This is a genomic window from Roseateles sp. Mitsp63, from assembly GCF_059491535.1.
The window spans coordinates 2772944-2784780 of sequence record NZ_CP168509.1 but is presented as its reverse complement, the minus strand read 5'-3'; the positions used below and the strand labels follow the sequence as shown (position 1 = coordinate 2784780).

Sequence of the window (11837 nt, the reverse complement as noted above, 5' to 3'; positions counted from 1 at the left end):
CCGTCCCGATGAACACCTCGATGAGCGCCCCCGCCACGACGACGCCCGCCAGCGGCGAACGCGTCATCCTCTGCATGAAATGGGGCACCAAGTACGGCCCCGAGTACGTCAACCGGCTCTATGCGATGGTGCACCGGCACCTGCGCGGCGACTTCCGTTTCGTCTGCCTGACCGACCGCGGCGAGGGCGTGCGCCCCGAGGTCGAATGCCTGCCGATCCCGCCGCTGGACCTGCCGCCCGGCAGCCCCGAGCGCGGCTGGACCAAGCTGACCACCTTCAGCGACGACCTGGTCCAGAAGTACGGCCTGCGCGGCACCGCCCTCTTCCTCGACCTGGACGTGGTGATCGTCGGCGACATCACGCCCTTCTTCGAAGTGCCCGGCGAGTTCCTCATCATTCACGACTGGAAGCGGCCCTGGCGCATCACCGGCAACTCGTCGGTCTACCGCTTCACGCTGGGCGCGCACCCGGAGGTGCTGGCCAAGTTCCGGCGCGAGTTCGACGCGATCCGCGCGAAGTTCCGCAACGAGCAGGCCTACCTCTCCGACGAGATGCATCAGAGGGGCCTGCTGGCCTACTGGGACGCGCGCTGGTGCGCGAGCTTCAAGTACCACAGCATCCCGCGCTGGCCGCTGAACTACTTCCAGGCGCCGTCCATCCCGGACGGCGCGCGCATCCTGATCTTCCACGGCGTCATGAACCCGCCCGACGCGCTGGCCGGGCGCAGCAACGGCAACTGGCGCAAGCCCAAGCCGGCGCCCTGGATCGCCGACCACTGGCACGAGTGAGCCCCTTCCGATGAGCGCCCCTTCCGCTTCTTCCGACGCCCTCCCCCCCGGCGGCCCCTGGCTGTCGGTGCTGATCCCCGTCCACAACGTCAAGGACTACCTGCGCGAGTGCCTCGCGTCGGTGATCGCGCAGGCCGACGCCGGCGTCGAGGTCCTGATGGTGGACGACTGCTCCACCGACGGCTCCGACGCGCTGCTGCGCGAGCTCGTCAGCGAGCATGCGGCCGGCCCGGTGCGCGTGCAGGGTCTGTTCCATGCGCAGAACCAGGGCCTGTCCGGCGCCCGCAACACGATGCTGCAGGCGGCGCGCGGCGAGTACGTGTGGTTCCTGGACTCCGACGACTACCTGATGCCGGGCGCGATCCCGCGCCTGCGCGAGATCGTCGGCCAGCACGCGCCCGCGCTGGTGCTGTGCGACTTCTTCATGCTGCGCGAGCGGATGAAGCTCAAGCACCGGCTGCGCGGCGAGCTGCACCGGCACACCTTCAACGGGCCGGCGCGGCAGCTGCTGCGCGACCACTCGCAGCTGATGCGCGGGCTGTTCGAAGCCGGCCAGATGCACAGCTGGTCCAAGATCGCCCGGCGCGGCGTCTGGGGCGAGCAGCTGCGCTTCCCGGTGGGCCGCTATTTCGAGGACATGTCCACCACGCCCTTCCTGGCGCTGCTGGCCGACACCGCCTGGTACGAGCCGGCGGTCTGGGTGGCCTACCGGCAGCGGGCCGGATCGATCCTGGCCACGCCCAACCTGACCAAGGCCGAGCACATGGCCCATGCGCTCGCGAACCTGCGCGAGGCGGCCGTGGGCAAGGACCTGGACGAGGGCGCCCGCTTCGCCTGGGCGCATTTCGCGGCGCGCAATTTCATTGGCGCCTCGCGCATCGCGCACAAGGCGCTGCCGCAGGGATGCGGCGCGGCGGTCGCGATGTTCCGGGATGCCTACGAAGAGGCCTCGCCGATCCCGCTGCGGGACCTGGACCGCGCCTACAAGCGCCGCGGCTGGTTCGTGCGGGCGATGCGGCTGCGCCACTGGATGCGCGTGGCCGAGCGCCAGACGGCGGCCGCCGTGGCCTGACGGCGCCGCGGCGCTCAGAGCGCCATCAGCATGGCTTCGTAGCGCCGCATCATCAGGTCGACGCCGTGCTCCTCGATCGCCCGCGCGCGCGCCGCGGCGCCCAGGCGCGCGGCCAGCGAGGGATCGCGCAGCAGGCGCTCGATCGCGCCGGCCAGCGCCACCGGATCGGCCTCCGGCACCAGCAGCCCGGTGCGGCCATCCTCCAGCACGCCCTCGACGCCCGGCACGAGTGACGCGACGCAGGCGCAGCCCGCGGCCATGGCCTCGAGCAGCGCCAGCGGCATCCCCTCCCAATGGGTCGACAGCACGAAGATGCGCTGATTCATCAGCAGGCCAGGGATGTCGCCGTGGTGGCCCAGGAAATGCACCTGCCCGTCCAGGCCCAGCTGGCGGGTGAGGCGCTCGGTCCCCTGGCGATAGGTGTCCTTGCCCCCGCCCGCGAGATACAACGGCGGGCGCAATCCGCGCTCGCGCAGCACCGCCATCGCCCGCACCAGCGTGCGTGGATCCTTCTGCCGCGCGAAACGGGCCGACATCACGATGCCGGGCTCGCGCCGGTCGGCGGGCCGCTCGTCGGCGGCGGCGAAGCGGTCCAGGCGGATGCCGTTGGGGATCGCCATCGTCTTCTCGGCCGGCATGCCCAGGTCCACCAGGCGCCGGCGCACGCCCTCGGACACGCCCACCAGCCGCGCGCTGGCGGCGCTCAACCGGCGCGCCTGCGCGCGCTTGCAGGGGGTGTAGCGCTCGCGCGAGTTGTGCTCCACCTGCACCAGCACCGGCACGCCGGCGAGCCGGCCCGCCCGGCGGCCCAGCAGGTGCTCGGGGAATCCATGCGCCATCAGCACGTCCGGACGCAGCTGCTCGCAGAGCCGGCGCAGCGCCCAGATCGTCGCCAGATGCGCCCAGCCCGGCACGACGTGGACCTGCAGACCCTGCTCCCGCAAGGCGGCGATGCGCGCGAGCTTGGTGGCGTTCTCGGTGCGGCGCTTGCGGCGCAGGACCAGGATGGGTTCGATGGCCGCGCTGTGCAGCTGGGCCAGGCACAGGTCGATCGCCACCTGCGTGGCCCCGGAAAAACCGCCGGTCACGAAGTGCAGCACCCGGCGGCGGGACCGTCTCTCGTCCGGGGCGCTGAGGGAGGGCTGAAGCATCGCGGCAGTGTATGCGGGGCACGTTCCGTTACCGTGCAGGATCGGGGCGGGCACGCCGGCTGCTTCGAGAAGCGCGGGTAAAGCTGTGTTGTTCCGGGCGCCCCTCGCCCGTGACGCCGACCACAATCCGATCCACTTGAGCGCAGGAGACCGCCCCCGGGGCGAAACCATGAAGACTGACTACCTGATCGTCGGCGCCGGCTTTGCCGGCTCGGTGTGCGCGCGCGTGCTGGCGGATGCCGGCAAGACGGTCCACCTGATCGACAAACGGCCCCACATCGGCGGCAATGCCTACGACGAGCGCGACGCCCACGGCGTGCTGATCCACCCGTACGGCCCGCACATCTTCCACACCAACTCGAAGAAGGTGTTCGAGTTCCTGTCCCGCTTCACCACCTGGCGCTTCTACGAGCACCGCGTGCTGGCCAAGGTCGGCGAGCAGCTGCTGCCGATCCCGATCAACCGCACCACGATCAACACGCTCTACGGCCTGTCGCTGACCGAGGACGAGGTGCAGGGCTACCTGGAGACGGTGCGCGAGCCGCGCGACCCGATCCAGACCAGCGAGGACGTGGTGCTGAACTCGGTCGGCCGCGACCTGTGCGACAAGTTCTTCCGCGGCTACACGCGCAAGCAGTGGGGGCTGGACCTGTCGCAGCTGTCCGCCGGCGTGGCCGCGCGCATCCCGACGCGCAGCAACGACGACGACCGCTACTTCGGCGACACCTTCCAGTTCATGCCGGCCGACGGCTACACGGCGATGTTCGAGCGCATGCTCGACCATCCGGCCATCACGGTCCGCACCGGTGTCGACTTCCAGGACGCGCGCCGCGATTTCCTCGGGGTCCACATCATCTACACCGGCCCGATCGACGCCTACTTCGACCACTGCCACGGACACCTGCCCTACCGCAGCCTGCGCTTCGACCATGAGCACCTGCCCGCGACCGCGCAGGTCCAGCCGGTGGGCACGGTCAATTACCCGAACGACCACGCGTACACCCGCATCACCGAGTTCAAGCACCTGACCGGCGAGACGCATGCCGGCACCTCGATCGTGCGCGAGTACCCGCAGGCCGAGGGCGACCCCTACTACCCCGTGCCGCGGCCCGAGAACGAGGCGCTGTACAAGCGCTACGCCGAGATGGCGGACCAGGCGCGGGGCGTCACCTTCGTCGGCCGCCTGGCGCAGTACCGCTACTACAACATGGACCAGATCGTCGCCGCCGCGCTGAAGACCGCGCAGGAGCTGTTCGAAGAGCGGGCATGATGGCGGGATGACCGTTTTTTCCGAAGACCGGCCGCGCGACGCGGTCCGGCGGCCCGCCGTGCTGGTGTCCTGGGATGGCGAGAGCCTCCCGCTGGCGCTGGTGCATCAGGACGCGCCGCCCGAATTCGACTGGATCCTGTTCGACTACACCGGCCGCCAGGCCTGCGGCGCGCGCACCTTGCGCGGCCAGCCCATGACGGTGCTCGCCGCGAAGACCGAGTGCAAGGGCGAGATCTTCAAGCACCTGGCCGACCATCTGGCCGCGACTGCCGTGACTGCAGTGACTGCCGCGACTGCCGCGACCGGCACTGGCGACGACGGCCCCTGGCCCGAGTACGTCGGCATCATCGACGACGACATCCTCATCTCGGTGGCCCAGATCAACACCGCGTTGCACCTCGCGCGCTGCGAGCGGCTGGATGTCTTCTCCCCCTCCCTCAGCCACGACAGCCCGTATTCCCATCAATGGATGCGCCATCAGCCGAACCGGATCTACCGCGAGGTCGATTGGGTCGAGGTCATGATGCCGTTCTACCGCGGCGACCTGTTCATGGCGGCGCGCGCGCACTACCAGGACAACATCTCGTCCTGGGGGCTGGACCGTTTCCTGATCCCGGCGCTGCAGCAGCTGCGCGGCCAGACGCGCACGGCGTTGCTGGACGCGGTGATGGCAAGCCATCGCCGCCCGGTGACCAGTGGCGGGAAGGTCTATCGCAACGGCCGCACGGCCTGGCAGGAGCGCCAGATCCTGCGCCAGGCCAGCCTGGACCTGATCGCCCGCGAGGCGCCGGCGCTGCGCGACAGCCCGTGGTACCACCGCACCTTCGTGCAGCGCGAGACGCCCAACAAGTGGATCCGCTGGAAGCGGCGCGCCGCGCGGATCGTGGCCGGCTGGCTGGACGAATCCAGCTGACGCGCGGCGCCGACGCGCCCCGCGGCGCTTGCCGCTGACGGTGCGCGACTCCGGCACAATCGCCAGTTCCTCCTTTCGACCACCTGGCTGGAGCCCGCGCCTGGCGCCCGGCGCCGGCCGATGCCATGACCGACAAAGCCCCCGTCAGCGACAACGAACCGCTGGGCCCCACCGCCAGCCGACTCTGGCGCTTCATGAAGCCCCACCGATGGGGGCTGCTGCTGTCGATCCTCTCCTTCGTGCTGGTCGCGGCGACCGAGCCGCTGATCCCCAAGCTGCTGGGCTACGCGCTCGGCGAGGGCTTCAGCGGCAAGGCGGCCGGCGCCTCGTCCACCCTGCCCGGCGGCCTGTCGATGCCGTCGATGCAGGTGCAGTACAGCTTCCCGATCTGGATGGTGCCGATCGTGCTGATCGGGCTGTTCGCGCTGCGCGGGCTGTTCAGCTTCTGCGGCCAGTACCTGCTGAACTGGACGATCTCGCACACGGTGATGGACCTGCGCGCGGCGCTGCTCCAGGTGCTGCTGCGCGCGGATGCCCGCGTCTACACGAGCCTGCAGCCGGCCACCGCGGTGACCAAGGTGGTCAACGATCCGCAGCACGTGGTGACGCTGATCGCCGGCGCGCTGGTGACCATCCTGCGCGATGGCCTGCCGGCGATGGCGCTGATGGGCTACCTGTTCTTCATCAACTGGAAGCTCACGCTGCTGTCGCTGATCACGGTGCCGGGGCTGGCCTTCGTCGTGCGCAAGGTCAACCGGCGGGTGCGCCGCATGGGCACCTGGGCCTATGACGCGCAGCTGCGGCTGGTGTCGGTCGTCGAGGACGTCACCCGCGCCTGGCGCGTGGTGCGCAGCTTCGACGCGGCGGACTATGAAAGACGCCGCTTCGCCGACCAGGCCCGCGAGGTGCAGCGCAGCTCGCTGAAGACGGCGGCGTCCAACGCCATGGCGCAGCCGCTGTCGCAGCTGATGGCCAGCATCGGCATCTCCATCATCGTGAGCCTGGCGCTGTATCAGTCGCGGGTGAACGGCACCGGCGTGGGCGAGTTCGCCTCCTTCGTCGCGGCGCTGCTGCTGATGAGCTCGCGGCTGCGGCACCTGAGCGACGTGATGCAGCCCATCACGAACGCGCTGGTGGTGGCGCGCGGCTGCATCGGCCTGCTGGACACGCCGGCCGAGCCCGACACCGGCGTGCGCGAGCTGCGCGACGCGCGCGGCGACATCGTGCTGGAGCGGGTCACGCTGCGTTATCCCGGCGCCAGCCGCGACGCGCTGGCCGCGCTGGACCTGCACATCCCGCCGGGCAAGACCACGGCGCTGGTGGGCAGCTCGGGCGCGGGCAAGACCTCGGTGGTGAACCTGCTGCTGGGCTTCGAGCGCCCGGACAGCGGCCGCATCCTGCTGGACGGCGTGCCGATCGATGAGCTGACCAAGGCCAACCTGCGGCGGCAGTTCGCGGTGGTGTCGCAGGACATCGTGCTGTTCGACCTCTCGGTCGCCGACAACATCGCCTACGGGCAGGCCCGCGACGACGCCAAGCTCGAGCAGGTGCTGCGCGCCGCGGCGCTGTGGGACTTCGTGCGGACGCTCCCCGAGGGGCTGGACACGACGGTGGGCGCCAACGGCAGCAAGCTGTCGGGCGGCCAGCGGCAGCGGCTGGCGATCGCGCGGGCGCTGTACAAGGACGCGCCGGTGTGGATCTTCGACGAGGCCACCTCGGCGCTGGACACCGAGAGCGAGCGCGCCGTGCAGCAGGCGCTGGAGCAGTGGCAGGGCCGCAAGACGCTGATCGTGATCGCGCACCGGCTCTCGACGATCCGCCGCGCGGACTGCATCCAGGTGATGGCCGACGGCCAGGTGGTCGAGTCCGGCGATCACGACGCGCTGATGGCCCGGGACGCCGTCTACGCCGGCATGGTGAAGGTCCAGCACTGAGCGCCGCGCGGTCCGGGCCGCGCGTGTCACGCTCGACACAAAGACGATAAGCGCTCGACAAGACCGCCCGGTCCAATGCGGCTCATCCCCTTCAGGAGCCCCGCATGCAGCCTCATCGCCACATCGCTTCCAGCCTGCCGGACCACGGCCACGACGACCATGACCATAACCAGGGCCTGGCGCATGACCTCGCGGTGATGCAGCAGCGCCGCCGCGCGCTCGGCCTGCTGGCGGGCCTGGCCGGCCTGGGCGGCCTGTCGCTGATGGGCTGCGGCGGAGGCGGCAGCGATGCCGGCACCACGGGCTCGTCGAGTTCTTCCGGCTCCACCGGATCGACCGGATCGACTGGCTCCACCGGCACGACGACCACGTCCAGCTGCACGGTGATCCCCGAGGAAACCGCCGGCCCCTACCCCGGCGACGGCTCCAACAGCAACGGCAGCGGCGTGACGAACGCGCTGGCGCTCAGCGGCATCGTGCGCAGCGACATCCGCGGCAGCATCGGCACGGCGAGCGGCGTCGCCGGCGGCGTGCCGCTGACGCTCACGCTCAAGCTGGTGAACACGAGCAGCGGCTGCGCCGACCTGTCCGGCTACGCGATCTACCTGTGGCACTGCGACCGCGAGGGGCGCTACTCGCTGTACAGCGCCAGCGTGATCAACGAGAACTACCTGCGCGGCGTGCAGAGCACCGGCAGCGGCGGCACGGTGACCTTCACGACGATCTTCCCCGGCTGCTACGACGGCCGCATGCCCCACATGCATTTCGAGGTCTACGCCAGCGCGAGCGCCGCCACCTCGTATGCCAACAAGATCAAGACCTCGCAGATCGCGTTCCCGACGGAGGTCTGCACGACGGTCTACAGCACCGCCTCGGGCTACGGCAGCAGCCTGACCAACTTCAACCGCATCACGTTCGCCACCGACAACGTCTTCAGCGATGGCTACACGACGCAGCTGGCGACGCTCAGCGGCGACGTCACCAATGGTTATGCCGCGACGCTGACGGTCGGCATCGCCGCCTGATCCGGGTCCCGATGCCGCGCTTCATTCCCTCGGCCGCGCGGGGCGGCGGTGCCGCTTCAGCCGGTGTATCTTCCGACGCTGGATCCGGCCCTGGATCCGGCGCTGCGTCCGGCACGGCGCCGGTCCCGCCGGTGGAGGTGAGGATGACGCGGTGCCTGGTGGTCGATGACGATGCGGAGATCCGCCGCTCGCTCGACGAGTATCTGCAGAAGTTCGGCGTGAGCGTGGGCACGGCGGCCGACGGCCGCGAGATGCGCCGCCAGATGGCGGGGCAGGTCTTCGACGTCGTCGTGCTGGATCTGATGCTGCCCGACGAGAACGGCCTGACGCTGTGCCAGTGGATCCAGCAGCACCATCCGTCGGTGCCGGTGATCATGCTGACCGCGCACGGCGATCCGATCAGCCGCGTGCTGGGACTGGAGATGGGCGCCGACGACTACCTGGCCAAGCCCTTCGAGCCCCGCGAGCTGGTGGCCCGCATCCATGCGATCCGGCGCCGCGCGCGGCGGGGCGAGAGCGACGCGCAGGCGCGCCGCGAGTTCCGCTTCGAGGGCTGGGCCTTCGACCGGCTGCTGCGGCAGCTGGTGTCGCCGCGGCAGGTCGTCGTGCCGCTGTCGAGCGCCGAGTTCCGCATGCTGAGCGCGCTGGTCGAGCGTCCCGGCCGGGTGCTGAGCCGCGAGCAGTTGATCGAGCTGACGCGCGCGCCTGGCGTCGAGGTGAACGACCGCAGCGTGGATCTGACGATCTCGCGGCTGCGGCAGAAGCTCGGGGACTCGCCGAAGGAGCCGCGCCTGATCCGCACGATGCGGGGCGAGGGCTACCTGTTCGACGCCCAGGTGCAGGCTTGAGCGGCGCCCCGGCTCCTGGCGGCTTCGGCGGCCTTGGCCGCGCGATGCGGGAGCGGATCGGGCGCGCATTCGGCGACACGCTGGCGCGGCGGATCTTCATCCTGTTGTGGGTCACGCTGGTGGCGGCCCAGGCGCTGGCGATCGGCGTGGTGACCTGGGTGCGCGGCGACTTCAACGTGGCTCGCATGCCGGGCGCGCCCACCCTGCCGCCGCTGCCGGGGCTGATGCATGGTCCGCAGGGGCGGCCGCCGGATCAACCGCCGGGACAGCCGCCGGGTCAGCCCGGCCCCTCCGACCTCCATGACCCGCCGCTGCCGGGCGACATGCCGCCGCCGGCCGGCGAGCCGCGCGACTTCGGGCACGCGCCCGAGCGCCCCATGTCTAAGGGTCACTGGCGAGGCCCTTTCAGAACGCTCACGGCCTGGGAGCTGACGCTGGATTACGGTATCCGCCTGCTGGTCACCGGCCTGGCGGCCTGGATCGCGTCGCGCTGGCTGGCGCGGCCGATGCGGGACCTGGTGCGGGCGTCGCAGGCGCTGGGCCAGTCGCTGCACAAGCAGGAGCCGCTGCCGCTGCTCGATGAACGCCGGGGCACGCTCGAGGTCCGCGAAAGCGCCCAGGTCTTCAACGCGATGGCGCGACAGCTGCGGCGCCAGTTCAACGAGCGCGGACTGATGGTGGCGGCGATCTCCCACGACCTGCGCACGCCGCTGACGCGGCTGCGGATGCGGCTGGAGACGCTGGACATCGAGGAGCTGCAGCGCCAGCGCTCGGTGGAGGACATCCGCGAGATGAATGCGCTGGTCGATGCGGTGATGGAGCTGTTCCGCGGCGATGGGCCGGGCGCGGCCGAGCCGCTGCAGGACCTGGACCTCGGCGCGCTGGCCCAGGCGCTGACGGACGACCTGATCGAGCAGGCCCTGCCCGTGGCCTTCGAGGCCCCCGAGGAGCCTGTGCTGGCGAAGGGCCAGCCGATGGCGCTACGGCGCGTGCTCGGGAATCTCGTCGGCAACGCGGTGCGTTATGGCGGGAGCGCCGAGGTCCGCGTGGGCCGTGATGCGCAAGGCGTCTGGCTGCGCGTGACCGATTCAGGCCCGGGCATTCCGGAGGCGCAGCTGGAAGCGGTCTTCGAGCCCTTCTACCGCCTCGACGAATCGCGCAACCGGCATACCGGCGGCGCGGGTCTCGGGCTGTACATCGCTCGGGAGCTGACGTTGCGGCAGCGCGGCTCGCTGGTGCTGTCGAATCGCCCTGAAGGGGGCTTGATGGCGGAAGTGCGGTTGCTGCCGGTCTGAACGCTCGCCGTCGAGACCTCGCCCCGAAGGAGGATCAAGCCACCAACCGGGGTGGCCCTGGTGGATTCGGCGGCATCTGCAGCGCGAAGCCGCCGCCGCGCCGGCGCATCGTCGCCGGATCCACCTGCGGCGGCTGCGCGGGCCAGTCGAAGAACTTCTGGATCTCGCTGCGCCGGGCCAGCGTGTCGGCCATGCCGAGCGTGATGAGCTCGCTGGTGTATTCGGGCTCGAAGAGCAGGTAGCTGACCAGCGCCGAGCCGCTGGCCGTGGCGCCCTCGCCCGACACGCCGACGCCGCGCAGCAGCCCCCGGATCGCCGGCGGCAACGCGCCCTGGTGCTCCGCGGCGAGGCTGTCCAGCGGCCGGCTCGGCGCGATGACGAGCGCCTCGATCGGCTTGAGCGGCGTGTTGCGCAGCGCCTCCTCGGGCAGCAGCGCCAGCGTGCTATTGATCCGCTTGAGGCGCTCGATGTCGACCGCCAGCGCGTCCAGGAAGATGTTGGACAGCGCATGGCCGGCGATCTGCGCCAGGCTCGGATGGCCCGTCGGCGTGGGTCCGTGCTGGCCTTCGCCGCCGGCCTCGTGCATGCGGCCGGCGCCGATCACGAGGACCTTCTCCGCGCCCAGGTGGACGGCCGGCGAGATCGGGGCCGTCTGGCGCATCGAGCCGTCGCCGAACCATTCCACCTGGCCGCCGAGGTCCAGCGGCTCGGCCGGGAAGATGAACGGGATCGCGGAGGACGCGACCAGGTGCTCGATGGACAGCCGCGGGATGCGGGTCGCCAGGCGCTGGGTGCGGATCCAGGGCTCGCGCTGCTGGTGGGTCTGATAGAAGGTGACGTGATGGCCGGAGGTGTAGCTCGAGCCGGACACCGCGAGCGCGTCGATGTAGCCCTGGGCGAGCATGTCGTCCAGGCGGTCCATCTTGATCCACTGGGCCAGCAGGCCGCGCAGCGGGGTGTTGTCGAGCAGGCTGCGGGGGCGGGTGCGGCGCCAGCGGTTCAGCGCCCAGCCGAGCGAGACCATGGTGAGCCACTTGGCGCCGGAGCGGATCACGCCGAGGGAATCGGCGGCATAGACCTGCTCGACGTGGATGTTCTGCCAGATGTACATCAGGCCGTCGACGGCGGAGCAGAAGTCGTCCGCCTGGCAAGCGAGCGTGGCGGCGTTGATCGCGCCGGCGGAGGTGCCGGCGATCACCTGGAAGGGGTTGTCGCCGGTGGTGCAGGCATCGCGGCGGAGCTGGGCGATGGCGGCCAGCACGCCGACCTGATAGGCCGCGCGCGCGCCTCCCCCGGTGAGGATCAGGCCAGTCTTGGGCTTGCCATCCCGCATGGGGCGCAGCTTACGCCCGGCAGGCCGACAGGATGTCGCCGGTTTACCCGGCAAATGGGGGATGACGAACAGCCGGGATCGCGAGCGATCCCGGAATCAGCGGCGTCGGTCGTCCCGGCGCGGCTTCAGATCCGGCGGGCGCTTGGTGTCGAGCCAGACCGGATCCTGGAACGGCAGATCGTCTTCCTCGAATCATGGTCGTCGACAT

The 11837-nt window shown here is 70.6% G+C and carries 10 protein-coding genes; 8 read left to right on the top strand and 2 right to left on the bottom strand.

All coding sequences use genetic code 11. The features are described from left to right. Positions 1-20: 20 nt before the first annotated feature. A complete protein-coding gene (locus tag ACEN96_RS12210) occupies positions 21-788 on the top strand; it encodes a glycosyltransferase (protein WP_495588281.1) in 768 nt (255 codons plus the stop codon). Between the two features lie 10 nt (positions 789-798). Next, the gene (locus ACEN96_RS12205; protein WP_495588280.1) at positions 799-1860 is read left to right on the top strand and encodes a glycosyltransferase family 2 protein; all 1062 of its coding nucleotides are present in this window, start codon (positions 799-801) and stop codon (positions 1858-1860) included. 14 nt (positions 1861-1874) lie between these two features. On the opposite strand, the gene ACEN96_RS12200 is transcribed toward ACEN96_RS12205, so the two are convergent. Then, on the bottom strand, positions 1875-3011 hold the full coding sequence (locus tag ACEN96_RS12200) for a glycosyltransferase (RefSeq protein ID WP_495588279.1): 1137 nt from the start codon (positions 3009-3011) through the stop codon (positions 1875-1877). Positions 3012-3180: 169 nt separating this feature from the next. Between ACEN96_RS12200 and glf the strand changes: the two genes are divergently transcribed. The 6 genes from glf to ACEN96_RS12170 all read left to right on the top strand — a co-directional run bounded on the left by glf (position 3181) and on the right by ACEN96_RS12170 (position 10296). Next, entirely contained in the window at positions 3181-4281 is a 1101-nt protein-coding gene (glf, locus tag ACEN96_RS12195) for a UDP-galactopyranose mutase (RefSeq protein ID WP_495588278.1), read from the top strand. 7 nt (positions 4282-4288) lie between these two features. Continuing rightward, positions 4289-5194 carry a hypothetical protein gene (locus ACEN96_RS12190; protein WP_495588277.1) on the top strand — a complete coding sequence of 302 codons (906 nt, stop codon included), beginning with the start codon at positions 4289-4291 and terminating at the stop codon, positions 5192-5194. A 125-nt stretch (positions 5195-5319) separates the two neighbouring features. Beyond that, the gene (gene msbA, locus ACEN96_RS12185) at positions 5320-7128 is read left to right on the top strand and encodes a lipid A export permease/ATP-binding protein MsbA (RefSeq protein WP_495588276.1); all 1809 of its coding nucleotides are present in this window, start codon (positions 5320-5322) and stop codon (positions 7126-7128) included. A 104-nt stretch (positions 7129-7232) separates the two neighbouring features. After that, the gene (locus tag ACEN96_RS12180) at positions 7233-8153 is read left to right on the top strand and encodes a peptidase associated/transthyretin-like domain-containing protein (RefSeq protein WP_495588275.1); all 921 of its coding nucleotides are present in this window, start codon (positions 7233-7235) and stop codon (positions 8151-8153) included. 143 nt (positions 8154-8296) lie between these two features. Beyond that, a complete protein-coding gene (locus tag ACEN96_RS12175) occupies positions 8297-9001 on the top strand; it encodes a response regulator (protein WP_495588274.1) in 705 nt (234 codons plus the stop codon). Then, complete coding sequence (locus ACEN96_RS12170; protein WP_495588273.1) at positions 8998-10296, top strand: ATP-binding protein; 1299 nt, start codon at positions 8998-9000, stop codon at positions 10294-10296. Before ACEN96_RS12175 ends, ACEN96_RS12170 begins: the two co-directional genes overlap by 4 nt. A 34-nt stretch (positions 10297-10330) precedes the next feature. On the opposite strand, the gene ACEN96_RS12165 is transcribed toward ACEN96_RS12170, so the two are convergent. Beyond that, positions 10331-11629, bottom strand: a complete 1299-nt coding sequence (locus tag ACEN96_RS12165) for a patatin-like phospholipase family protein (RefSeq protein ID WP_495588272.1) — start codon at positions 11627-11629, stop codon at positions 10331-10333. Between the last annotated feature and the right edge of the window lie 208 nt (positions 11630-11837).

What these genes read in the sequence shown, in the direction of transcription:
- ACEN96_RS12190 (WP_495588277.1), top strand. Translation starts at nt 4,289, where the DNA reads ATGACCGTTTTTTCCGAAGACCGGCCGCGCGACGCGGTCCGGCGGCCC.
- glf (WP_495588278.1), top strand. Translation starts at nt 3,181, where the DNA reads ATGAAGACTGACTACCTGATCGTCGGCGCCGGCTTTGCCGGCTCGGTG.
- ACEN96_RS12180 (WP_495588275.1), top strand. Translation starts at nt 7,233, where the DNA reads ATGCAGCCTCATCGCCACATCGCTTCCAGCCTGCCGGACCACGGCCAC.
- ACEN96_RS12205 (WP_495588280.1), top strand. Translation starts at nt 799, where the DNA reads ATGAGCGCCCCTTCCGCTTCTTCCGACGCCCTCCCCCCCGGCGGCCCC.
- ACEN96_RS12175 (WP_495588274.1), top strand. Translation starts at nt 8,297, where the DNA reads ATGACGCGGTGCCTGGTGGTCGATGACGATGCGGAGATCCGCCGCTCG.
- ACEN96_RS12200 (WP_495588279.1), bottom strand. Translation starts at nt 3,011, where the DNA reads ATGCTTCAGCCCTCCCTCAGCGCCCCGGACGAGAGACGGTCCCGCCGC.
- ACEN96_RS12165 (WP_495588272.1), bottom strand. Translation starts at nt 11,629, where the DNA reads ATGCGGGATGGCAAGCCCAAGACTGGCCTGATCCTCACCGGGGGAGGC.
- msbA (WP_495588276.1), top strand. Translation starts at nt 5,320, where the DNA reads ATGACCGACAAAGCCCCCGTCAGCGACAACGAACCGCTGGGCCCCACC.
- ACEN96_RS12210 (WP_495588281.1), top strand. Translation starts at nt 21, where the DNA reads ATGAGCGCCCCCGCCACGACGACGCCCGCCAGCGGCGAACGCGTCATC.